This is a genomic window from Halanaerocella petrolearia (assembly GCF_054657875.1).
The window spans coordinates 452,625-474,190 of sequence record NZ_BAAHXW010000002.1; the positions used below are offsets into that span (position 1 = coordinate 452,625).

The window sequence follows — 21,566 nt, forward strand, 5'->3', positions numbered from 1 at the left end:
AAGTAAACCATGTTATTTTTAGTTTGAGAATTTATAATATTCTAAAAAATAGGAGGGGTTTACTATGAATATCTTATTAACTTGTGCAGCAGGAATGAGCACTAGTTTAATGGTTGAGAAGATGAAAAAAGCGGCGAAAGAGAGAGATTTAGAGTCAGTAATAGAAGCAGAACCAATTGATAAATTTGAAGATATAGTGGAATAGTATGATGTTGTATTATTAGGTCCTCAAGTTAGATACAAGAAGGCTGAGTTTGAAGGAATTGCTAGTGAATATGATATTCCAGTAGCAGTAATTGATTCAGCAGCTTATGGAATGGTAGATGGAGATAAGGTTTTAGATCAAGCTTTAGAACTTGCTGAGTAATACTCTATCATTAAGGTTAAGTTTGGCTAGTCTAATATTTTAGTTTGAGTTTGGGCCAAATATTAAAAGTTACTGAATCTTTAAATATAGTTTTAAATAAGGGGGATCTAATATGGCAGATAATAAGTTTTTTGACTTTTTAGAAAATAAAATGATGCCGGTTATGGGTAAAATTGGAAACCAGAGACATTTAAAAGCAGTTAAAAATGGAATGGTAGGTATAATTCCTTTTACAATTTTAGGTAGTCTTTGTTTGATCTTGAGATTTCCTCCGATAGATCCAAGTAGAGTAGGTGCTAATCCTAACTTCTTTATTAAGATGTTATTGGCTTGGAAAAGTTGGGCAGATGCTAATGCAGCTGCAATTATGATGCCATTTAATATGACGATGGCTTTATTAGGATTATTTGCAGTAGTAGCAATTAGTTATAACTTGGCTAAGACCTATAAATTGAATCCGTTATCTAGTGTAACATTATCAGTAATGTCTTATCTGGTTGTCTCTGCACCAGCAAAAGATGGTGCTTTACCGATGCAGTATTTAGACGCTAAAGGTTTATTTACAGCTATTATAGTAGGTATTGTATCAATAGAAATTTTAAGAATCATGGATGAAAAAGGTTTAAAGATTAAGATGCCTGATGGTGTGCCACCAGCAGTATCAGAATCCTTTGGTAGTCTGATTCCTGGTTTTGCTTTAATGGTAATCTTCTATTCAGTTAGCCTTATTTTACAGAGTACAACAGGTATGGTATTACCAGAAGCAATTATGGCTATGATGGGTCCTTTAGTAGCGGCTGTTGATAGTCCAGTTGCAATTTTCTTATCAGCTCTCTTATGTCAGTTACTATGGTTTACAGGTATTCATGGAGCAACAACAGTTGGAGCTGTAATTAATCCATTCTTAATCCAGAACTGGAATATGAATGCAGAACTTCGTCTAGCTGGGGAACAGATGCAATATATCTTTACTAGACCATTCTGGTCTTACTATATAGTTCTTGGTGGGTCAGGAGCAACCTTAGGCTTAGTATTTATGCTATTAAAGAGTCGTTCTAAACAACTTAAGAGTGTAGGAAAAGTATCTATCCTACCTGCTTTATTCAATATTAATGAACCTGTTATTTTCGGTGCACCGCTAGTATTAAATCCAATTATGTTTATCCCATTTGTCTTCACTTCACCTATTCTAGGGGTAATAGCTTATTATGTAACTAAATGGGGTTGGGTAGGAAAGGCCTTTACTACAGCACCATGGACTACTCCAGCACCAATAGGGGCTTTTCTTACTACTTTAGATTGGCGAGCTCCTATATTAATAGTAGTACTAACTATTATATCAGCAGCAATCTATTACCCATTCTTTAAAGCTTATGAAAAGCAACTTATAGAAAAAGAAGGTGAAGCTGAGGAAGAGAATATCAGTGGTGAAGGAACAGTAACTGCTTAAAGTAAATATCAGATAAATATGTATGTTAAGGAGGAGACTAAGATGACTTCTGAAGAGACTGTATTTACTATTATTACTGAAGCAGGAAATGCTAAGGGAATGGCATTTGAAGCCTTTAGCTTAGCTAAGGAAGGTAAGTTTGAAGAGGCTGAAGAGAAGTTAAAAGAGGTTAATGAGTGTTTTAATAAAGCTCATGATATACAGACTGAATTGATCAGTAAAGAGGCGCAAGGAGAAGGAGAAGAAGTAAGTATTCTAATGGTTCATGCTCAAGATCATCTAGCAACTGCTACACTAACTAAAGATTTAGTAAAAGAAATGATTGGAATGCAGAAAGAGATTAATACTCTTAAACAGGATGGTGATCAATAATGGCAACTGAGAGAGGATTAAAAGTAGCAACTATTGGTGGTGGAAGTAGTTATACTCCTGAGATTATTGAAGGTTTTATCAAACGCTATGATGAACTACCAGTTAAAGACCTTTATCTAGTAGATATTGAAGAAGGTAAGTGGAAGTTAGATATAGTTGGAGATTTGGCTAAAAGAATGGTTGAAGAAGCTGGTATTGATATGAATATCCACTTGACTTTAGATAGACAAGAAGCAATTAAGAATGCTGATTTTGTAACAACTCAATTTAGAGTAGGTCTCTTAGATGCTCGAATTAGAGATGAGAAGATTCCTTTAGAGTATGACTGTATTGGTCAGGAGACAACTGGTGCAGGAGGAATGACTAAGGCACTAAGAACTATTCCAGTTATTCTTGATATCTGCGAGGATATTGAAGAGTTGGCCCCTGACGCATGGTTAATTAATTTTACTAATCCAAGTGGAATTATTACAGAGACAGTTAATAAGCATACTAACGTGAATGCAATTGGTCTATGTAATGTTCCAGTAGTAATGCATATGATGGCATCAGATATTCTAGATGTTGAGAGAGAAGATCTACGAATGGACTATGTAGGATTAAACCACTTGGTTTGGGGTAGAGATGCAATCTATAAGGGAGAAAGTAAGATGGATGAAGTTATTGAGAAGTTAATTACAGAGGATATGTCTGCAGTGGAAAATGTGCCTGACTTTGGCTGGGGAGAAGATCTATTAAGATCTTTAAGGATGCTACCTTGTCCTTACCATAGATATTATTATCTAACAGGTAAGATGTTAGAAGAAGAGATTGAAGCTGCTAAAGAAGAAGGCACCCGAGGAGAAGTAGTAAAAGGGTTAGAGAAAGAGTTATTTGAGATTTATAAGGACCCTGAATTAAATAAAAAGCCTGAACAGCTAGAACAACGTGGTGGACAGTACTATTCTGATGCTGCCTGCGATCTAATTAGTTCTATCTATAATGATAAAGGAGATATTCATTATGTAAATGTGCAGAATAATGGTACAGTTGATTGTCTACCAAATGATTCTGCAATAGAAAGAACTTGTTATGTTGATAGTGAAGGAGCACATCCATTAAATGCTGAACCATTGCCAGCTAAAGTAAAGGGGATATTACAGCCTGTTAATGAATATGAAACTCTAACAGTAGAAGCTGGTGTAAATGGTGATTATGAGGCTGCTCTACAGGCATTATTAGTGCACCCTCTAGTTGAGAGCAGTATTGCTCAGCCTCTATTAGATGATTTGATTGAAGCTAATAAAGATTATTTACCACAGTTTAATAAATAGAAGAACAAGGTAGATTTAGAGGAGACTTATCTTTTAAATAAGAGGTAGGTCTCCTTTTTAATTATAAAATCAGGAGGAAGATATGAAGACCTTCAGAGCTATAATTGCTAGTTGTATGACAGGAGTTTTGGTAGTTAGTGTATGGGGTAAGTTGGTAGCTAATTATGGTATGTTAGGTGGTTGGTTGGCAGGATTAATTATTATTGGGCCAATGTGGTTTCTAAATCATTATCTAGGCTTAATAGCTAATGATGATGATGCAGTATTTATAGATATGGCTCTAGGAATTGCAGTTGCTAGTGCTAGTAAGGATATTTTTTTAACAGAAGATTTTTCTACTGTTATAGAATCTTTACCGACATTTTTATTGGTGGTTACTGGTGGTATACTAGGAGGGCTAGTAGCTGGATTAGTAGAAAAAAGCAAGTCTCAAGAAAATAATAAGAATAGTTATTTGATTTAGACTAGGAGATCAAATTATGACTATTACGTTTATATTTACAACAGTTTTAGGAAGTTTTTTGTTTCCTTTTTTATTGAGAATGTTTTGGGGAAAAATGGTTGATAATTGGGGAGTAATTGGTGGTTGGATGGCGGCATTATTTTTAGTAGGTACAACTTGGGTATTCAACCATGGTTTTAGTATGATTCATCAAAGTGGCAAGATATTTATAGATATGGCTTGGGCAGCAGGAGTAGGAGTAATGGTTGCCACAGCTATACTTGGTGGTAAGCTAAGAAAAGCTGCTCCTAACTTAATTGGGTCAATTATTGGAGGGATAATAGCTGGATTGATACTTGCTTATTTTTAGTATTTATCTTGTTGAGTGATTAAATTGTCGTGTGTCATGAGTTATGGGCTATGAGCTAGTTTAAAATCTTCAAATTCAAGAACTAAATTGCTACAGTTTCTATTTTCTAAGAAGTTAAATTTGATTTAAATGGTTTAAGGAAAATTAAAAAGAAGAGTTTTAAATGGTATGAAGAAGTTATAAAAACTAATGACCAATTATTACAAGAATGATATTAACAACTATAAGATGAGGTTGGGATAAGATGATCAACTATGATTTAGGGATTGACATTGGAGGAACTTTTATTAAGTATGCGTTAGTGGATGAAGAATATAATATAGTTGAAAAGTGGAAAGTATCTACAGTTAAATTCGATACTAAAGATGAGTTTTATGATTATTTATGTGCAAACATTAGAGATATAAATAAAATAGAGATTATTGGAGTTAGTGCTCCAGGTTTGATTGATCAAGAATCTAATGTTAAATCTTATGCTGCGCCTAATGTAAAAATAATGTATGATACTAATGTTAACCAAGAGATTTTTAAGAGAACCGGAAAGCAAATTGCTACAATTAATGATGCTAAGGCGGCAGGACTTTGTGAATTAAAGATAGGAAATGCTAAAAATAATGATAGTTCCGCCTTTTTGATTATTGGTACAGGAACTGGTGGCTGTATTTGTAATAGTGAGGATGTTATCTATGGTAAAGATGGTTTTGCTGGTGAATTTCATCATCTGCCATTTATTAATTTAAAGGATAATTCCATAGATAGACAAGGAGATTACTCATCTATTACTGCATTAGTTGAAATTTATAATAGAAAAGTTAGTAAACAAAATCCTTTACAGTATGGTGGAGAAGTTACTGAAAAATATTTAGCTGGAGATGAAGTAGCTAAGTTAGCTATTGAAGAATGGATAACTAATATAGCAGTGCATTTATTAACTATAGCTACATTTTATAACCCTGAGGTTATTTGTATAGGTGGAGGTATATCAGAGGAAGAATGGTTTATTGAACTAGTAAGAGAAAAATTTGTAGATACTTGTGATCAATATTTTCGAGGTGCTAATCCTCTTACTACTGAAATTAGACCATGTAAGTATAATAATGATGCCAATCTTTTAGGAGCAATTATTAATGCAAGATAAATTAGTATAATAATTTAGTAGATAGGAAGGTGATCTCGATCGATTTATCTCAAGAAATAGAAATGATAGCTATTGATCTTGATGGGACACTATTAAACTCACAGGCTCAGGTTACTGATGTAACTAAGAAAGTTCTGCATAAATGTATTGATGCAGGATATAAAGTCGTTATTGCTACTGGAAGAAATTATGCAACAGCTAAAGCTTTAACTAATGATATTCCAGATTTAACTTACATAACTTCAAATGGTAGTAATATTGTTGATACAAATGGTGAATTATTATTAAATAAACCTATTTTAAATAATAAGGCTATAGATCTGATAGAAATATTAGAACAAGAAGATGATTTAAGTTATTCTATTTATTTACCAGATCATATTTTAGTAACTAATAAGTTTAATTATTTAAAAAAACTTTTTCTTTCGATAGAAGGATCTGATAAGAGTTTATTATCGTTAAATAAATTAGTTAACTCAACAAAAAAACTAGTTAGTTTTATAAAACATGTTAATAAGATGCCTATAAAAGAAATTGATAATCCAATTGAATTTATGAGGGAAAAAGAGTTAGATATCCAAAAAATATTTGCTATGGGAGATAAAACTAGGTTAGATATTGTAAAAAGTAAAATGAATTCTAATTTTAAAGATATTAATCTAAGTAGTTCAGGAAAAAATAATCTAGAAATTAATGCTGTAGGTGCTACAAAAGGAGCAGCTTTAGAATTTTTATCTAGCAAATCTGATATTTCAGTTGATAAGTCTTTGGTATTCGGTGATGGTGGAAATGATTTAGAAATTTTTGATAGTGCAGGAGTATCTGTAGTAATGGATAATTCAGATTGTGCTAAATTAAAGAAAAAAGCTGATTTTGTTGCTCCTTCTAATGATGAAAACGGTGTAGCTGAAGTTTTAATGAAATTAAAAGGTAAGAGGTAGGATAGAAGATGGACAATTTATTTAAAATTTTTCCAGATGTAATGCCTATTTTTATTTTATTAAGTATAGGTTATGCAATGAAAAAGACTAAATTTTTATCTAGTAGTACTATAAATGAGATTAATAATTTACTTCTCAATATTTTATTACCTATTTTACTATTTAAATCTTTTCTTGAAATGGAGTTTAAGTTTGAATATCTCAATATTATATTGTTAATTTATGCTGTTAATATTTTGATTTTTATGTTAGCAAAATTACTTAATAAAGTTTTGGCTATAAATAATCCTTATTTCCCTTTGTTGTTTACTGGATTTGCAGCTGGAGCAATGGGAATACCTTTATTTGGAATAGTATATGGCATAGATAATATTGGTATATTTGGAACTATTCAATTAGGGCAAGAATTATATGTTTGGACGATGATCTTTCCTTCCTTATTGGTTTTAAAGACAGGTTCTAGAAATATAAAGAGATTAGTTATATCTTTTGTTAAAAATCCAATTCTAATAGGAATTGTAACAGGAGTTACTTTAAATTTAGCAGGGATGCAGCCATTATTCAGTAAAAATATTTTTTTATCAGGAATTAAGAATACAATTGATTTAGTTTCCCCAACTATGTTACCTTTAATTTTAATAACAATTGGATATAAAGTTAATTTTGATTTTGATGAGTTGTATTTGCCACTAAAAACACTAATATTAAGATTTACAGTTTTAAGTTCAGTAGCTTTATTGATAAGTCATTTTATCTTTAATCAGATGTTAGAGTTGAATTATCTGTTTCAAGTTGCTGTACTTGTATTATTTATTTTACCCCCTCCTTTTATGATATCATTGTTTGTTTCTGAAAAAGAAGAAGAGAATCAAGCCTATGTTGATAGTACTATTTCATTATCTATTCTCTGTTCGTTAGGATTATTTATGGTAATTTCTTTATTTTATACTTAAAAATGGTGTCTGGAGTAGGGATTGATGCTTTAGGGATAGAAAGAAATCAGCCTGAACATTTAACTCATAAAGTTTTGTTAACTAATGGTGTAAAGATTCTAGAAGGGATTAATCTTACAGAAGTCTCTTCAGGTGAATATACTTTAATTTGTCCTCCTTTACAGATAAAGAAAGGAGAGGACGGGCTATTCTGTTAAAATAATTATTAATATATAGGTATATTTACTATAATTATTTAAGATAATAATTAAAATCGCTTAAGTATTTATATCAAGTAAAGACTAATATTATAAGCAACAGTAATTTATTTATATTTTTAATGCTATTTTATTCTTAGAAATTATCTAAGAAGTTATATATTCCATATATCTCTTAGCCATACGAACAGACTCTTTCTCTAATTATATTTTTATACTAACACTAAGTAGTATTTCATTAATTAATTAGTATACCAAGAATAATTTGACATTAAACATAATTTTTGCTATACTATGATTAAGATCAAAGAGGTATAGACCACTAGCATACAACTATATTATATGTAATTTAAAAAATATAATAATATAATTTTACAATGTCTAGATAAGGAAATTTTTTATTATATGTGGTATAGACCGCTAGTGTATAATTATAGAGTTGTATAATGTAGAATTTAAAAAGTGAATATTTAAGCAAGTATAAGTTAATTATAACGAGTTTATAAGACCTATTATTAGGGAATCTTGGGGATAACTATATTATTCTTTAAGATAATCTATTATAGGTTTTTATTATTTAATATTAACTTATTAAAGGAGGTGAAATGATATTGTCTGCTATGGAACTTAATGAAAATAGTCCCATTCCGTTATATTACCAATTAGAGAATATAATTAGAGAAAGAATAGAAAAGGAGGAATATCAAGTAGGAGATAAGATTCCTTCTCTAACAGAATTAAGCAAGAAATTTAATCTAAGTAAAATGACTATTAGTAAGGCAATTAATAATTTGGTAGAAGAAGGAGTTTTATATCGAGAAAGAGGCAAAGGAACTTTTGTTTCTGAAGAAAAAATAGATGATTTTTCTGATTTTAAAGGGTTTAAGAAGACTATGAAGAGTAGAGGGGTGGAACCTGAAACTAAAGTTTTATCACAAGAAATAGTTTGTCCTAAAGAAATCATCTGTAATAAATTAGAAATATCCAAGGAAGAAAAAGTAATTTTAACAGTTAGATTAAGATTAGCTGATAGTATTCCTATAGCTTTTGAAAAATCTTTTATTCCACATTCAGTTTGTTCTAGATTGTTGGAAATTGATTTAGCTAAAAATTCTATTTATAACACTTTAAAAAAGAATGGATATAAATTAACTGGAACTGTTCAAGAAATTGAAGCTATAGAAAGTGATAAGTATTTAAGTGATCTTTTAGAGATGGAAATTGGTAAGCCTGTTTTAAAGAGAAATAGTGTAACTTTTGCTCAAGATAAGAGAGTAGAATTTAGTTTTAACTTTTATCCTGGAGACAGATATAGCATAATTAGTAAATCTACATCAAGTTAAAGGAGTGATTTTATGAAAATCTTATTGACTTGTGCCGCTGGAATGAGCACTAGCTTAATGGTTGAGAAGATGAAAGTAGCGGCAAAAGAGAGAGATTTAGAGTCAGTAATAGAAGCAGAACCAATTGATAAATTTGAAGATATAGTAGAAGAGTATGATGTTGTATTATTAGGTCCTCAAGTTAGATACAAGAAGGCTGAGTTTGAAGGAATTGCTAGTGAGTATGATATTCCAGTAGCAGTAATTGATTCAGCAGCTTATGGAATGGTAGATGGAGATAAAGTTTTAGACCAAGCATTAGAGCTTGTAAAATAACTAAAAAAGATTTAAAGTTTATTATAAAAAGGAGGAGACATCCACAGCATTTTGGTGTGAGATAAAGCTACCAACTATAAAGCACACTACAAGAATGCGTGTGAATGTCCCTAGATACTTTTTTATTTTATAAAATAAGAGGTTAGTTGGCAAGCTTTTTAAATAAATAATTTAAAATTTAAAGAGAAGGAAGGGGATTAAATTAAGATGCAGAAATTAATCAGATTTTTAGAACAAAAGGTTCTTCCTGTTGCAGGCAAACTAGGTGAACAAAGACATTTACAAGCAGTTCGAGATGGTTTAGTTGCTATTTTACCCTTGTTAATTGTTGGTTCTTTTGCTTTAATTGTTGCTTTCCCACCAATATCCTTTTTAGCAGAATTGGTTAAGCCATATGTAGGAAAAATACTAGAAATGCAAGCAGCTACTTTTGGAATTATGGCTTTAGCAGCTTCTTTTACAATAGCATATTCGTTAGCTGATGCTTATGACTTAGATCAGTTATCAGCAGGTATTTTAAGTATGGTGGCTTTTTTAGTAGTTACTCCCTTTACTGATGGTAATATAACAGGAAAGTGGATAGGATCTAATGGATTATTTGTAGCTATCATTCTTTCCCTGTTATCAGTTGAAATGCAAAGAATGATAGTTAAGAGAGATTTAGTTATAAAGATGCCGGCAGGAGTACCACCAGCTGTAACTAAATCATTTATAGCTTTAATTCCAACTTTTGCAATTGTTGTTTTAAGTTGGGGGGTTAATCAACTTGCAATCACTATTACTAGTTATTCTGTACCAGAGTTAATAAATCAAGTAGTTGCTACTCCATTAATGTATATAGGGGGAACATTACCTGGGGCTTTAGCAGCAATTTTAGCTATAAGTATATTTTGGATAGTTGGTGTTCATGGTGCTGCACTAGTTATGGGGACTTTAGGTTCAGTAATGATTCCTTTAGCTGAACAGAATGCTGAGGCACTATCTCAAGGAGCAGAGGTATTACCTAATATTGTTAGCCAACCCTTTATAGACTTTTTTGTTAATATGGGAGGTTCGGGGTCTACATTCACTTTAGCTTTATTGATGATCTTTGCTACTAAATCTAAACAATTGAAAACATTAGGTAAGACGGCAATTGGGCCAGGGTTGTTTAATATCAATGAACCAATTATCTTTGGTATGCCGATAGTAATGAATCCAATTATGATGGTTCCATTTATTTTAGCTCCATTATCTGCTGGAACTATTACCTATATAGCTATGCAATTACAATTAGTAGCTAGACCATATGCTATAATTCCCTGGACTACTCCAGTCTTTTTAAGTGGATTTCTTACTACTGGTGATTGGAGAGCAATTGTTTTACAGCTAGTTACTATGACTGTAGCAGGAATTATTTATTATCCATTTTTGAAATATTGGGATCAGCAGAAATATAAAGAAGAAGAAAAAGAATCCGAAGTTCAAGAATTTGAAGAAGAAGAAGTTGCTGTGGTTTAAAACAATCAAATTAAAATTAAGAGGAAAAATAATGACTTCTGAAGAGACCATTTTTACGATTATCACTGAAACCGGAAATGCTCAAGATCACTTAGCAACTGCTACATTAACTAAAGATTTGGTTGAAGATATGATTGGAAGGCAAAAAGAGATTAATAGTCTTAAATAAAATTAATTCTTATGGTAAAGGTGTGAGCATAACCATATAGGCCATATAACTTTATAAGCCTCTCACACCAATTTTATTAATGAGTATAGGAGGAAATAAAATGAAATATGAGTTTCCAGAAGATTTTTGGTGGGGAGCAGGTTCAGCAGCTATTCAATTTGAAGGAGCTTCTGATAAAAGAGGAAAGACTACTTGGGATAAATGGTATGAATTAGAGCCTAATAGATTTTTTGATGGAGTTGGCCCTGAAACAACATGTGATTTTTATAGTAGATATGAAGAAGATATAGCTATGATGAAAGAGTTAAACTTTAATTCATTTAGAACTTCAATTTCTTGGGCTAGATTATTTCCAGAAGGATTTGGAGAGGTAAATCAAGAAGCTGTTAACTTTTATAATAATGTAATTGATGAATTAATAGCAAATGATATTGAACCTGTTATCTGTCTGTTTCATTTTGATATGCCAATGTCAATGATGGATTTAGGTGGTTGGGAAAGTAGAGAAGTAGTTAAGCATTATAAAAATTATGCTCAAAAATGTTTTGAGTTATTTGGAGATAAAGTTAAACATTGGATTACTCATAATGAACCTATTGTTCCAATTGAAGGGGGATATATATCCGATTTTCACTATCCAAATGTAGTTGATTTTAAAAGAGGGGTTCAAGCAGCTTATAATACTACAATTTCTAGTGCAGAAGTAGTTAATATTTATAAAGAAATGAGAGCAACAGGTCGAGTTAGAGATGATGGTAGAATAGGTATTGTATTAAGTTTAACTCCATCATACCCTCGAAGTCAGCATCCTGCTGATGTAAAAGCTGCCAGAATTGCTGATCTATTTTATAATAAGAGTTTTTTAGATCCATGTGTGAAGGGAGCTTACCCGCAAGAATTAGTTAATATATTAGCAGATAGAGGGATGGTTCCTGAAACTAAAGCTGGAGATAAAGAATTGTTAAAAAGTGGGATAGTAGAATTCTTAGGCTTTAATTATTATTTTCCTAGAAGAGTAAAAGCAAGAGAAAATGCTGTAAATCCTGAAGCTCCTTTTACACCTAGTCATTTATTTGATAATTATGATATGCCAGGTAAAAGGATGAATGAACATAGAGGTTGGGAAATTTATGAAAAAGGAATCTATGATACATTAATTAATATAAGAGATGATTATGGGAATTTACCAATTTTTATTTCAGAAAATGGTATGGGAGTTGAAGGTGAGGAAAAGTTTAGAAATGATGAAGGATACATTAACGATAATTATAGAATAAATTTTATTAAAGATCATTTGAAATGGTTACACAAAGCAATAGAAGAAGGTTGTAATGTTAATGGATATCATTTGTGGACTTTTATGGATAATTGGTCTTGGATGAATGCTTTTAAGAATAGATATGGGCTTGTTGAAGTGGATTTAGAAGATGACTTAAAAAGGAGAATTAAGAAGTCAGGATACTGGTTTAAAAAGTTAGCTAAAAACAATGGTGTTGGTAATTAATAAGAGGAGAAATAATAATGATAACTGAGAGAAGATTGAAAGTAGCAACTATTTGTGGGGGAAGTAGCTATACACTTGAGATTATTGAAGGCTTTATTAAACGTTATGATAAATTACCAGTTAAAGATCTTTATCTAGTTGATATCAAAGAAGGTAAGTGGAAGTTAGATATAGTTGGGGATTTAGCTAAGAAAATGATGGAAGAAGCTGGCGTTGATATGAATATTCATTTGATTTTAGATAGACAAGAAACAATTAAGAATGCTACTTTGTCCTTACCATAGATATTACTATCTAACAGGTAAGATGTTAGAAGGAGAGATTGAGGCTGCTAAAGAGGAAGGTACTCGAAGAAAAGTAGTAAAAGGTATATTAAACCATAAAACTCTAACAATAGAAGGCTGGTTCAATGGTGATTATGAGTCTGTTCTACAGGCATTATTAGTTCCACTCTAGTTGAGAGTGGTATCCTTAACTTCTATTAGATGACTTAATTGAAGCCAATAAAGACTATTTACCACAGTTTAAATAGAATATTTATTGTAAAATTAAACAGCCAGGGGGTATATTTTCCTGGCTTTATTTTTTAATATAGGAGTGATTTATTAGAAATGAATAAATATAATTTAGGGATTGATATTGGAGGAACTTTTATTAAGTATGCTTTAGTAGATGAAAAGTACAATATAGCTAAGAGGTGGAAAGTGTCTGCAGTTAAATTTGATACTAAAGATAAATTTTATGATTATTTATGTGCAAACATTAGAGATATAAATAAAATAGAGATTATTGGAATTAGTGCTCCAGGTTTGATTGATCAAGAATCTAATGTTAAATCTTATGCTGCGCCTAATGTACAAATAATGTATGATACTAATGTTAACCAAGAGATTTTTAAGAGAACCGGAAAGCAAATTGCTACAATTAATGATGCTAAGGCGGCAGGACTTTGTGAATTAAAGATAGGAAATGCTAAAAATAATGATAGTTCCGCCTTTTTGATTATTGGTACAGGAACTGGTGGCTGTATTTGTAATAGTGGGGATGTTATCTATGGTAAAGACGGTTTTGCTGGTGAATTTCATCATCTACCATTTATTAATTTAAAGGATAATTCCATAGATAGACAAGGAGATTACTCATCTATTACTGCATTAGTTGAAATGTATAATAGAAAAGTTAGTAAACAAAATCCTTTACAGTATGGTGGAGAAGTTACTGAAAAATATTTAGCTGGAGATGAAGTAGCTAAGTTAGCTATTGAAGAGTGGATAACTAATATATCAGTGCAGTTACTAACTATAACCACATTTTATAATCCTGAAGTTATCTGTATAGGTGGAGGTATATCAGAAGAAGAATGGTTTATTAAGTTAGTAAGAAAGAAATTTATGAGTACATGTGACGAATTTTTTGCGGCAACTAGTCCTATTACTACAGAAGTTAGACCTTGTAAGTATAATAATGATGCCAATCTTTTAGGGGCTATTATTAATGCAGAATAAAACATTATGGAAAAACAGCTTAAATTTAGATTATATTTAAAGATGATAAGGTGTTTAAATCTACTTACTTAAGGATTATTTATGGTGATTTCTTTATTTTATACTTAAAAATGGAGGAATAAAAATGAAAATTTATGATATTTCAATACCTATTGAATCTGAAATGCCTGTGTATAAAGGGAGAAAGGAAAAGAGGCCTGTGATTACTAATTTAAGTAATCATAAAGAGGGGGGCGTTTATGAAAGTAAAATAGAGATGAATTTACATACTGGAACTCATCTTGATGCTCCTCTGCATATGGTTGAAGATGGAGATTCAATTACGGAGTTTGAAATTGAAGAATTTGTAGTATCTGCTCAAGTAATTGATTTAACAGAAGTTGAAGATTCCATTTCAGTTTCTGATTTGAAGGATTATGAGTTAAAGTCACAAACATTTATATTATTTAAGACTAAAAATTCATCTGCTGAATTTTTAAAGGATAATCCCAAGGATTTTATTTATTTAGATCAGGCAGCAGCTGATTTCCTAGTTGAGCAAGAGGTGTCTGGAGTAGGAATTGATGCTTTAGGGATAGAAAGAAATCAGCCTGATCATATGACTCATAAAGTTTTGTTAACTAATGGTGTAAAGATTCTAGAAGGGATTAACCTTACAGAAGTCTCTCCAGGTGAATATACTTTAATTTGTCCTCCTTTACAGATAAAGAAAGGAGAGGCCTCTCCTGTACGGGCTATCCTGTTAAAATAATTAACAGTAGAAAAGATAAAAAATTAAAGAATAATTTGATTTATCGTTCTTTCCGGTTATAATGACAGGAGAGGACGATTTTTTTATTTATAAATTAACAAGGAGTGTTTAAAATCGACTATTCAGAACAACAATTAGCTATTTTATCAGCTCAAAAATACAATATTCTACCGATTACTTCAGTCTGTAATGTAAATTGTCTATTCTGTAGTCACCAAGGAAATCCCCCTGAGGTTGAAACTTTTTCTAAAGGACATCGATCGTTAGAAGAAGTTAAAGAATTAGTATCTATGCTAGATTCTAGACAGAAAATAGTAATTGGAGAGTCAATTACTAGAATCTGTGAAGGAGAACCGACTACCCATCCTCAATTTAGTAAAATAATGGAATTGTTAAGAGATAAATTCCCTGATACAGAGATTAAACTAACTACTAATGGAACTAGACTAACAGAAGAAAAGCTCGATTTATTATCTAAGCTAAAACCTGTAGAGATAAATTTATCTTTAAATAGTGCTACTTTAGAAGGTAGAGATAAGTTGATGCAAGACAAACAGGGAACAGTGGTATTAAAAGCTGCTCAAAGGTTACAGGAATTAGAGATTAAATATCATGGTAGTATTGTAGCTATGCCTCATCATGTTGGTTGGGATAATCTAGAAGAGACTATCAGTTATCTTAATCATACTGAAGCTGAAACAATAAGAGTCTTTCTACCTGGTTATACTAAATTTAGTCCAGAGTATATGAAGTTTGATCTTAGTTTATGGCAGAAGTTGCAGAAATTTATTGGACAATGTAAAGATGATTATCAAGTACCAATTACTTTGGAGCCAACTGAAATAACTGATCTAGAGGCAACAATAGAAGGGGTAATTTTAGATTCACCAGCTAGTAGAGCTGGAGTAAAAAGAGATGATACAGTATTAACAGTTAATAACCAACCAGTCTTTTCTAGAGTAGATGCTTTTTATAAATTAATTAAAGAAGAAGACCCTATTGTTGTTTTAGATCGTAGTGGAGAAGAGATGAAAATTAGACTCAGGAAAGAGCAGGGCCAAAAACCAGGGCTAGTCTTTAGTTATGATTTAGCACCTGATTTAATAGAAAATATTAAGAATTTAATTAGAAGTTATCGAACTGATAGAGTATTACTTCTTACTTCTCAGTTAGCAGAAACTAGGTTAAAATTGGCTGAAGAATTATTGAAACCAGATAATAGTTTAGAGTTAGAGATTTCAGCTGTTGAAAATAAATTTTTTGGAGGTTCTATTTTGAGTGCAGGATTGTTAACAGTAGATGATTTTAGGCAAGAACTACTTAATTATGAAGAGAGATCATGTGATTTTGATTTAGTTTTATTACCAGAGATAGCCTTTAATTTTGCTGGGTATGATTTAGTAGAAGAGAGTTATCATCAGTTAGAAGATGAGTTTGAGATGGAAGTAGAATTAGTTTAAGTTTATAAGGAATTAGTGTGAGTTGTGAGTATAAGTTATGTGAGGAGGAAAAAGATGAAAGTAGTAGTAATTGGTGCTGGAATGGTAGGTAGTGCAGTAACAGGTAGGTTGTTGGCCCAAGGTTCAATATCAGAAATTGTATTAGTAGATATTAATCGAGATAAGGCCGAAGGCGAAATAATGGATTACTCTCATACTACCTCTTATAATTATAATCCTAGTGCGAATTTGGAGGTAGGAGACTATAGTGATTGCCAAGGTGCCGATTTGATAGTTTTAACTGCTGGGCCAAGTGTCAAAGAAGGTCAATCTCGCCGCGATTTAGCCTTACAGAATGCAAAAGTAACCAGAGAAATTTTGAAAAAAATTATGGAGTATACTACTGATGCTTTAATTATTCCAGTAACTAACCCGGTAGATATAGTAACATATGAAACAGTTAAGTCAGGTTATAATCGGAATAAAGTAGTTGGTACAGGAACAATAGTTGATAGTGCTAGGTTGATGAGGATAATAGGTAATAAGTATCAATTAGATCCTAAAAATATATTTGGATATATTTTAGGAGAACATGGTAAATCTTCTTTTGTACCTTGGAGTATAGCAGGAATATGTGGTTATGATTTTGAAACATTTGCTCAAATAAGAGATATAGATGTAGAATTAGATAAAGAGAAGATAACTAAAGAGGTACAGCAGATAGGTTTTGATATCTGGAAGAAGAAGGGCTATACCAATCATGGAATTGCTGCTGGAGTAGCTAGAATTGTTAAAGCGGTTTCTTTAGATGAAGAAGCTGTATTACCAGTTTCAGTATATTTAGAAGGGGAATATGGAATTGAAGGAGTTGCTTTAAGTGTTCCTTGTATAATAGGAGAGATAGGAATTGAAAAAGTACTAGAATTTCCATTAGCTAAGAAAGAGAAAGAGAAGTTACAATTAGCTGCTCAATCATTACAAAAGACAATAGATCATATAGGGTAGATAGTGAATGTAGTGAGTAATATATATTACTCACTACTCACTACTTATTAATCTAATTAGTTAAAGCTTGGATAGGAGCTGGAATTCTACCACCACGCTGGACAAATTTATTAGAGCTGTATTTATTAATCTCCATAATTGGTGCTTCTCCTAATAAACCTCCAAACTCAACATTGTCTCCTACTTCTTTTTCAGGAGCAGGGATAATTCGAACGGCAGTTGTCTTCTTATTAATCATACCGATAGCCATTTCATCAGAAATAATAGCTGCAATAGTTTCAGCTGATGTATTACCTGGAATGGCAATCATATCTAATCCTACTGAACAGACACAGGTCATAGCTTCTAATTTTTCTAGGCTTAAGCACCCAATTTCTGTTGCTTTAATCATTCCTTGGTCTTCACTAACAGGGATAAAGGCACCACTTAGCCCTCCTACTGCTGATGAGGCCATAGATCCTCCTTTTTTGACAGCATCATTAAGTAAAGCCAATGCTGCTGTTGTACCATGAGTTCCGCAGGATTCAAGCCCCATACTTTCTAAGATATTAGCTACACTATCTCCTACAGCAGGAGTAGGAGCTAAAGAAAGATCTACAATTCCAAAGGGAATATCTAACATATCAGAAGCAGTTTCTCCTACTAATTCACCTACTCTAGTAATCTTAAAAGCTGTTCGTTTAATTTTATCTGCAAGAGTATCAAAATCAGCTTCTGGGATTTCATCTACTACATTCTTAACTACTCCTGGGCCACTAATTCCAATATTAAGTACAGATTCTGGCTCTCCAGTACCATGAAAAGCTCCAGCCATAAAAGGATTATCTTCAGGTACATTACAGAAAGTAACTAATTTAGCTGCTCCTAATCCATCATCAGCAGCAGTAACTTTGGCTGCTTTTTTAATAGTTTGGCCCATTTCTAGTACGGCATCCATATTAATCCCCGCCTTAGTAGAAGCTACATTTACTGATGAACAGACTCGATCAGTAGAAGCTAAACTTTCAGGGATAGATTTGATTAAATTATTTTCACCAGTGGTATACCCTTTATGGACTAAAGCAGAAAAACCACCTATGAAGTCAACTCCCACTTCTTTAGCAGCCTTGTCCATAGTTTGAGCAATGCTTGTATAATCTGTGCTTTGGCAAGCATTAGCTACTATTGAGATAGGAGTAACTGAAATTCGTTTATTAACAATAGGAACTCCAAAGCGATTTTCAATTTTATTAGCAACTTCTACTAAGTTTTGAGCTGTAGTAGTAATTTTGTCATAGATTTGTTGGTTTAAAACTTCAATATCTGGGTGAGCACAATCTCTTAAATTAATTCCTAGAGTAATAGTTCTAATATCGAAGTTTTCTTTTTCTACCATTTTTATTGTTTCTAAAATTTCATTAGTATTAAAGATCATTTTACTTCCTCCTTAAATCCGATGCATGTACCGAAAGACCTTTTCATGTTGGATCATAATCTTGACTCCTAACTTCTCCCCTTCTTCTTCAAGTTGTTTACTTAAGTCTTCAAAGTCAGTATCTAATCCATCTAATTCAACAACCATAATCATGGCAAATAAATCTTCTAATAAAGTTTGACTAATATCAAGAATATTAGCATTGTGTTGAGCTAAAACTTCAGATACCTCAGCTACAATACCGACTTTATCACTACCTAAAACAGTGATAACAGCTTGTTCTTGTTCTGTTTCTTGATTCACGACTACTCCTCCCTTCTACCTGCTTCAGTTTAGTTAATAATATCTTATCACTAAATTATTGTCAATAAATTATAAGTGTTAGTGTAATATATAATATTTTAGGGAGGATTTATATTTTTTTGATGTATAAAAGGCAGGTAATTGGTTAAAATGAAATAGTAGAGAAAAAAGATATAATTGATGTTATCAGTGAAAATATGTTAGGATATGAATTAATTAGATTAACTGAGAATGTAAGTGTTAAATAGCTCTAATCTGATATAATTATGATTAACAAAAGATAATATATAGATTAACAGTTTGATTTTATTCCCATTTTCAATTATTATTATTCGTGTAGTAATTATCACTCGCCGTTAGCGGGTGCTAATAATAAGATCAATTTATAGAGGAGGGTTTATTATGGAGATTAAGCCTTTAGGTAACAGAGTAGTAATCAAAGATGTTGAACAGGAAGAAGAAACTACTGAAGCTGGAATTGTGATTCCTGATAGTGCAAAGGAAGAACCACAAGAAGGTGAAGTTGTAGCAGTAGGTGAAGGTAGAAGGTTAGATAATGGTGATTTAGTTGAGCCAGCAGTTAATATTGGGGATGTTGTAGTTTATGCTAAATATGCTGGTGATGAGATTGAACATAATGGTGAAGAATACTTAATTGTTAGTGAGAAAGATATTTTAGCTATTGTAGAATAACAGATAATCTATAATTGTATATTTATTGAAAGATAGATTATCTGTTATTCACAGCGAGTTTTGGTTTGTAAAACTCAATAGGATAAGGATTTTATGAAGTTGATAAATCATTTATTGTTACATAGATTTAAAACTTGAAAATACTTAAGAAATCAAGGAGGTTGAGTATATATGGCAAAAGAACTAAAGTTTGGTGAAGAAGCGCGGCATAAATTAGAAGATGGAGTTAACTCTTTAGCTGAAGCAGTCAAAGTAACATTAGGGCCAAAAGGTCGTAATGTTGTATTAGAACAAGGATTTGGAGCACCACTAATTACTAATGATGGTGTGACAATTGCTAAAGAAATTGAATTAGAAGATGCATATGAGGATATGGGAGCTCAAACTGTTAAAGAGGTTGCTACTAATACTAATGATGTAGCTGGTGACGGTACAACAACTGCTACTGTATTAGCTCAGGCAATTGTTAACGAAGGAATGAAGAATGTAGCAGCTGGTGCTAATCCAATGGGACTACGTCGAGGAATTCATAAAGCTGCTGAAGCTGCAGTTAAAGAGATTAGAGATATGAGCACACCTGTTGAAGGTAAAAATGAAATTGCTCAGGTAGCTTCTATTTCTGCTGGTAATGATGATGAAGTAGGAGAATTAATTGCAGATGCTATGGATAAAGTAGGACAGGATGGAGTTATCTCAGTTGAAGAATCTAAGTCAATGGGAACTGACTTAGAAGTCGTAGAAGGTATGCAGTTCGATAAAGGATACTTATCCCCATATATGGTAACTGATGAAGAACAAATGGTTGCTAATTTAGAAGATCCATATATTTTATTAACTGATGAAGAAATCAGTTCAATTCAGAATATCTTACCTCTATTAGAGCAAGTAGCGCAAGAGAATAAGCCTCTATTAATTGTTGCTGATGGAGTAGAGGGAGAAGCATTAGCTACATTGGTTGTTAATAAAATGCGAGGAACATTTGATTGCGTAGCTGTTAAAGCACCTGGATTTGGTGACAGAAGACAGCAGATGTTAGAAGACCTTGCTATCTTAACTGGTGGAGAAGTAATTACTGAAGATAAAGGATTATCTTTAGAGAATGCTAATAAGAGTATGTTAGGTCAAGCAAGAAGTGTGACAGTTACTCAAGACCAGACTACATTTGTTGATGGTGCTGGAGATAAGAAGAATATTGAACAGCGTGTAACTAAGTTACGTCGTCAGATTGAAAATGCTACTTCTGACTTTGACCGAGAAAAGTTAGAAGAGCGATTAGCTAAATTAGCCGGTGGAGTAGCAGTAGTTAAAGTAGGTGCTGCTACAGAGACTGAACTAGAAGAGAAGAAACTAAGAATGGAAGACGCTTTAAATGCTACTCGAGCTGCAGTTGAAGAAGGTATTGTTGCTGGTGGTGGAACAATCTTACTTGATGCTTTAACTGCCTTAGATGATCTAGGATTAGAAGCTGATGAAGCTACTGGTGCTGAGATTGTTAAGAGAGCATTAGAAGCTCCAGTGAGATTAATTGCTGATAATGCTGGATTTGAAGGAGCAGTAATTGCTGAGAAAGTTAAAGCTAAGGATACTGGAGTTGGATTCGATGCTTATGCTGGTGAATTTGTAGATATGATCGAAGATGGAATTGTTGACCCAGCTAAAGTAACTCGAACTGCTTTACAGAATGCTGCTAGTGCTGCTGCTACACTATTAACTACTGAAACTGCTATTGCAGATAATTCAGATGATGATAGTGATGGTGGAGCACCAGCAGGTGGCGGAATGCCAGGTGGAATGCCAGGTGGAATGGGCGGAATGCCAGGAATGATGTAACATCTGTCTGAAAGAGAAAAGGACCCCTATAATAGGGGTCCTTTTCTTTTTTTGTATCTAATCGATATTAAGTGGCACTTTGTGCCATGGTTATCAGTTATCAAACATCTGTCGTCAGCCAAGTCAAATTCAAAATCAAAGACATATTTCAAATCTCTAGAATATAGTGATTGTGATGATTTAGGTTTTGAATTTGAAGGTTTTGAATTGACTGATAGCACACAGCAGACAGCTGATAGCTGTGTCACTTCC

Annotated in this window: 23 protein-coding genes and 2 pseudogenes; 23 read left to right on the forward strand and 2 right to left on the reverse strand. The window is 32.4% G+C overall.

Going from position 1 to position 21,566, the window contains the following annotated elements; all coding sequences use genetic code 11:
• The first annotated feature begins 64 nt into the window (after positions 1-64).
• The 21 genes and pseudogenes from ACYQ39_RS09470 (at position 65) to ACYQ39_RS09570 (ending at position 17,074) form a co-directional block, all read left to right on the forward strand.
• Positions 65-367, forward strand: a pseudogene (locus tag ACYQ39_RS09470) (PTS sugar transporter subunit IIB).
• A gap of 112 nt (positions 368-479) precedes the next feature.
• Positions 480-1,817: a PTS sugar transporter subunit IIC gene (locus ACYQ39_RS09475; RefSeq protein ID WP_459842451.1), complete on the forward strand. Its 1,338-nt coding sequence runs from the start codon at positions 480-482 to the stop codon at positions 1,815-1,817.
• A gap of 42 nt (positions 1,818-1,859) precedes the next feature.
• A complete protein-coding gene (locus ACYQ39_RS09480; RefSeq protein WP_459842452.1) occupies positions 1,860-2,189 on the forward strand; it encodes a PTS lactose/cellobiose transporter subunit IIA in 330 nt (109 codons plus the stop codon).
• The gene (locus tag ACYQ39_RS09485; protein WP_459842454.1) at positions 2,189-3,502 is read left to right on the forward strand and encodes a 6-phospho-beta-glucosidase; all 1,314 of its coding nucleotides are present in this window, start codon (positions 2,189-2,191) and stop codon (positions 3,500-3,502) included. Before ACYQ39_RS09480 ends, ACYQ39_RS09485 begins: the two co-directional genes overlap by 1 nt.
• A gap of 82 nt (positions 3,503-3,584) precedes the next feature.
• A complete protein-coding gene (locus ACYQ39_RS09490) occupies positions 3,585-3,965 on the forward strand; it encodes a Lin0368 family putative glycerol transporter subunit (RefSeq protein ID WP_459842456.1) in 381 nt (126 codons plus the stop codon).
• A gap of 16 nt (positions 3,966-3,981) precedes the next feature.
• Positions 3,982-4,314: a Lin0368 family putative glycerol transporter subunit gene (locus ACYQ39_RS09495; protein WP_459842458.1), complete on the forward strand. Its 333-nt coding sequence runs from the start codon at positions 3,982-3,984 to the stop codon at positions 4,312-4,314.
• A gap of 244 nt (positions 4,315-4,558) precedes the next feature.
• On the forward strand, positions 4,559-5,452 hold the full coding sequence (locus ACYQ39_RS09500; RefSeq protein WP_459842460.1) for an ROK family protein: 894 nt from the start codon (positions 4,559-4,561) through the stop codon (positions 5,450-5,452).
• A gap of 29 nt (positions 5,453-5,481) precedes the next feature.
• The gene (locus ACYQ39_RS09505; RefSeq protein WP_459842461.1) at positions 5,482-6,393 is read left to right on the forward strand and encodes a Cof-type HAD-IIB family hydrolase; all 912 of its coding nucleotides are present in this window, start codon (positions 5,482-5,484) and stop codon (positions 6,391-6,393) included.
• Positions 6,394-6,401: 8 nt separating this feature from the next.
• On the forward strand, positions 6,402-7,346 hold the full coding sequence (locus tag ACYQ39_RS09510; protein ID WP_459842463.1) for an AEC family transporter: 945 nt from the start codon (positions 6,402-6,404) through the stop codon (positions 7,344-7,346).
• Positions 7,347-7,348: 2 nt separating this feature from the next.
• On the forward strand, positions 7,349-7,543 hold the full coding sequence (locus tag ACYQ39_RS09515; RefSeq protein ID WP_459842465.1) for a hypothetical protein: 195 nt from the start codon (positions 7,349-7,351) through the stop codon (positions 7,541-7,543).
• Between the two features lie 605 nt (positions 7,544-8,148).
• On the forward strand, positions 8,149-8,886 hold the full coding sequence (locus ACYQ39_RS09520; RefSeq protein ID WP_459842467.1) for a GntR family transcriptional regulator: 738 nt from the start codon (positions 8,149-8,151) through the stop codon (positions 8,884-8,886).
• Between the two features lie 12 nt (positions 8,887-8,898).
• Complete coding sequence (locus ACYQ39_RS09525; protein WP_459842469.1) at positions 8,899-9,201, forward strand: PTS sugar transporter subunit IIB; 303 nt, start codon at positions 8,899-8,901, stop codon at positions 9,199-9,201.
• 207 nt (positions 9,202-9,408) lie between these two features.
• On the forward strand, positions 9,409-10,701 hold the full coding sequence (locus tag ACYQ39_RS09530) for a PTS sugar transporter subunit IIC (protein WP_459842470.1): 1,293 nt from the start codon (positions 9,409-9,411) through the stop codon (positions 10,699-10,701).
• Between the two features lie 31 nt (positions 10,702-10,732).
• Positions 10,733-10,870 (forward strand): hypothetical protein, encoded by a 138-nt coding sequence (locus ACYQ39_RS09535; RefSeq protein WP_459842472.1) that lies wholly within the window; start codon positions 10,733-10,735, stop codon positions 10,868-10,870.
• 100 nt (positions 10,871-10,970) lie between these two features.
• Positions 10,971-12,374 (forward strand): glycoside hydrolase family 1 protein, encoded by a 1,404-nt coding sequence (locus tag ACYQ39_RS09540; RefSeq protein ID WP_459842474.1) that lies wholly within the window; start codon positions 10,971-10,973, stop codon positions 12,372-12,374.
• Between the two features lie 17 nt (positions 12,375-12,391).
• Positions 12,392-12,640 (forward strand): annotated as a pseudogene (locus ACYQ39_RS09545) (family 4 glycosyl hydrolase); the annotation flags it as partial.
• A gap of 40 nt (positions 12,641-12,680) precedes the next feature.
• Positions 12,681-12,830 (forward strand): hypothetical protein, encoded by a 150-nt coding sequence (locus ACYQ39_RS09550; RefSeq protein WP_459842475.1) that lies wholly within the window; start codon positions 12,681-12,683, stop codon positions 12,828-12,830.
• A 155-nt stretch (positions 12,831-12,985) separates the two neighbouring features.
• Positions 12,986-13,879 carry an ROK family protein gene (locus ACYQ39_RS09555; RefSeq protein WP_459842477.1) on the forward strand — a complete coding sequence of 298 codons (894 nt, stop codon included), beginning with the start codon at positions 12,986-12,988 and terminating at the stop codon, positions 13,877-13,879.
• 124 nt (positions 13,880-14,003) lie between these two features.
• On the forward strand, positions 14,004-14,630 hold the full coding sequence (locus ACYQ39_RS09560; RefSeq protein ID WP_459842479.1) for a cyclase family protein: 627 nt from the start codon (positions 14,004-14,006) through the stop codon (positions 14,628-14,630).
• A 104-nt stretch (positions 14,631-14,734) separates the two neighbouring features.
• Complete coding sequence (locus tag ACYQ39_RS09565; RefSeq protein ID WP_459842481.1) at positions 14,735-16,090, forward strand: radical SAM protein; 1,356 nt, start codon at positions 14,735-14,737, stop codon at positions 16,088-16,090.
• Between the two features lie 54 nt (positions 16,091-16,144).
• Entirely contained in the window at positions 16,145-17,074 is a 930-nt protein-coding gene (locus ACYQ39_RS09570) for an L-lactate dehydrogenase (protein ID WP_459842483.1), read from the forward strand.
• A gap of 52 nt (positions 17,075-17,126) precedes the next feature.
• Here the strand turns inward: ACYQ39_RS09570 and ACYQ39_RS09575 are convergent, their stop codons facing one another.
• Both ACYQ39_RS09575 and ACYQ39_RS09580 read right to left on the reverse strand, forming a co-directional pair.
• Positions 17,127-18,488: a PFL family protein gene (locus tag ACYQ39_RS09575; RefSeq protein ID WP_459842485.1), complete on the reverse strand. Its 1,362-nt coding sequence runs from the start codon at positions 18,486-18,488 to the stop codon at positions 17,127-17,129.
• 12 nt (positions 18,489-18,500) lie between these two features.
• Complete coding sequence (locus ACYQ39_RS09580; protein WP_459842487.1) at positions 18,501-18,791, reverse strand: ACT domain-containing protein; 291 nt, start codon at positions 18,789-18,791, stop codon at positions 18,501-18,503.
• Between the two features lie 402 nt (positions 18,792-19,193).
• Between ACYQ39_RS09580 and groES the strand changes: the two genes are divergently transcribed.
• Together groES and groL are read left to right on the forward strand one after the other, a co-directional pair.
• A complete protein-coding gene (groES, locus tag ACYQ39_RS09585; RefSeq protein WP_459842489.1) occupies positions 19,194-19,484 on the forward strand; it encodes a co-chaperone GroES in 291 nt (96 codons plus the stop codon).
• Between the two features lie 171 nt (positions 19,485-19,655).
• Positions 19,656-21,314: a chaperonin GroEL gene (gene groL / locus ACYQ39_RS09590; RefSeq protein WP_459842491.1), complete on the forward strand. Its 1,659-nt coding sequence runs from the start codon at positions 19,656-19,658 to the stop codon at positions 21,312-21,314.
• Positions 21,315-21,566: the final 252 nt, after the last annotated feature.

Excerpts from the sequence above, each read along its gene's own strand:
- ACYQ39_RS09475 (WP_459842451.1), top strand. The coding sequence starts at position 480 with ATGGCAGATAATAAGTTTTTTGACTTTTTAGAAAATAAAATGATGCCG.
- ACYQ39_RS09480 (WP_459842452.1), top strand. The coding sequence starts at position 1,860 with ATGACTTCTGAAGAGACTGTATTTACTATTATTACTGAAGCAGGAAAT.
- ACYQ39_RS09485 (WP_459842454.1), top strand. The coding sequence starts at position 2,189 with ATGGCAACTGAGAGAGGATTAAAAGTAGCAACTATTGGTGGTGGAAGT.
- ACYQ39_RS09490 (WP_459842456.1), top strand. The coding sequence starts at position 3,585 with ATGAAGACCTTCAGAGCTATAATTGCTAGTTGTATGACAGGAGTTTTG.
- ACYQ39_RS09495 (WP_459842458.1), top strand. The coding sequence starts at position 3,982 with ATGACTATTACGTTTATATTTACAACAGTTTTAGGAAGTTTTTTGTTT.
- ACYQ39_RS09500 (WP_459842460.1), top strand. The coding sequence starts at position 4,559 with ATGATCAACTATGATTTAGGGATTGACATTGGAGGAACTTTTATTAAG.
- ACYQ39_RS09510 (WP_459842463.1), top strand. The coding sequence starts at position 6,402 with ATGGACAATTTATTTAAAATTTTTCCAGATGTAATGCCTATTTTTATT.
- ACYQ39_RS09515 (WP_459842465.1), top strand. The coding sequence starts at position 7,349 with ATGGTGTCTGGAGTAGGGATTGATGCTTTAGGGATAGAAAGAAATCAG.
- ACYQ39_RS09520 (WP_459842467.1), top strand. The coding sequence starts at position 8,149 with ATGATATTGTCTGCTATGGAACTTAATGAAAATAGTCCCATTCCGTTA.
- ACYQ39_RS09525 (WP_459842469.1), top strand. The coding sequence starts at position 8,899 with ATGAAAATCTTATTGACTTGTGCCGCTGGAATGAGCACTAGCTTAATG.
- ACYQ39_RS09530 (WP_459842470.1), top strand. The coding sequence starts at position 9,409 with ATGCAGAAATTAATCAGATTTTTAGAACAAAAGGTTCTTCCTGTTGCA.
- ACYQ39_RS09535 (WP_459842472.1), top strand. The coding sequence starts at position 10,733 with ATGACTTCTGAAGAGACCATTTTTACGATTATCACTGAAACCGGAAAT.
- ACYQ39_RS09540 (WP_459842474.1), top strand. The coding sequence starts at position 10,971 with ATGAAATATGAGTTTCCAGAAGATTTTTGGTGGGGAGCAGGTTCAGCA.
- ACYQ39_RS09550 (WP_459842475.1), top strand. The coding sequence starts at position 12,681 with ATGTTAGAAGGAGAGATTGAGGCTGCTAAAGAGGAAGGTACTCGAAGA.
- ACYQ39_RS09555 (WP_459842477.1), top strand. The coding sequence starts at position 12,986 with ATGAATAAATATAATTTAGGGATTGATATTGGAGGAACTTTTATTAAG.
- ACYQ39_RS09560 (WP_459842479.1), top strand. The coding sequence starts at position 14,004 with ATGAAAATTTATGATATTTCAATACCTATTGAATCTGAAATGCCTGTG.
- ACYQ39_RS09570 (WP_459842483.1), top strand. The coding sequence starts at position 16,145 with ATGAAAGTAGTAGTAATTGGTGCTGGAATGGTAGGTAGTGCAGTAACA.
- ACYQ39_RS09575 (WP_459842485.1), bottom strand. The coding sequence starts at position 18,488 with ATGATCTTTAATACTAATGAAATTTTAGAAACAATAAAAATGGTAGAA.
- groES (WP_459842489.1), top strand. The coding sequence starts at position 19,194 with ATGGAGATTAAGCCTTTAGGTAACAGAGTAGTAATCAAAGATGTTGAA.
- groL (WP_459842491.1), top strand. The coding sequence starts at position 19,656 with ATGGCAAAAGAACTAAAGTTTGGTGAAGAAGCGCGGCATAAATTAGAA.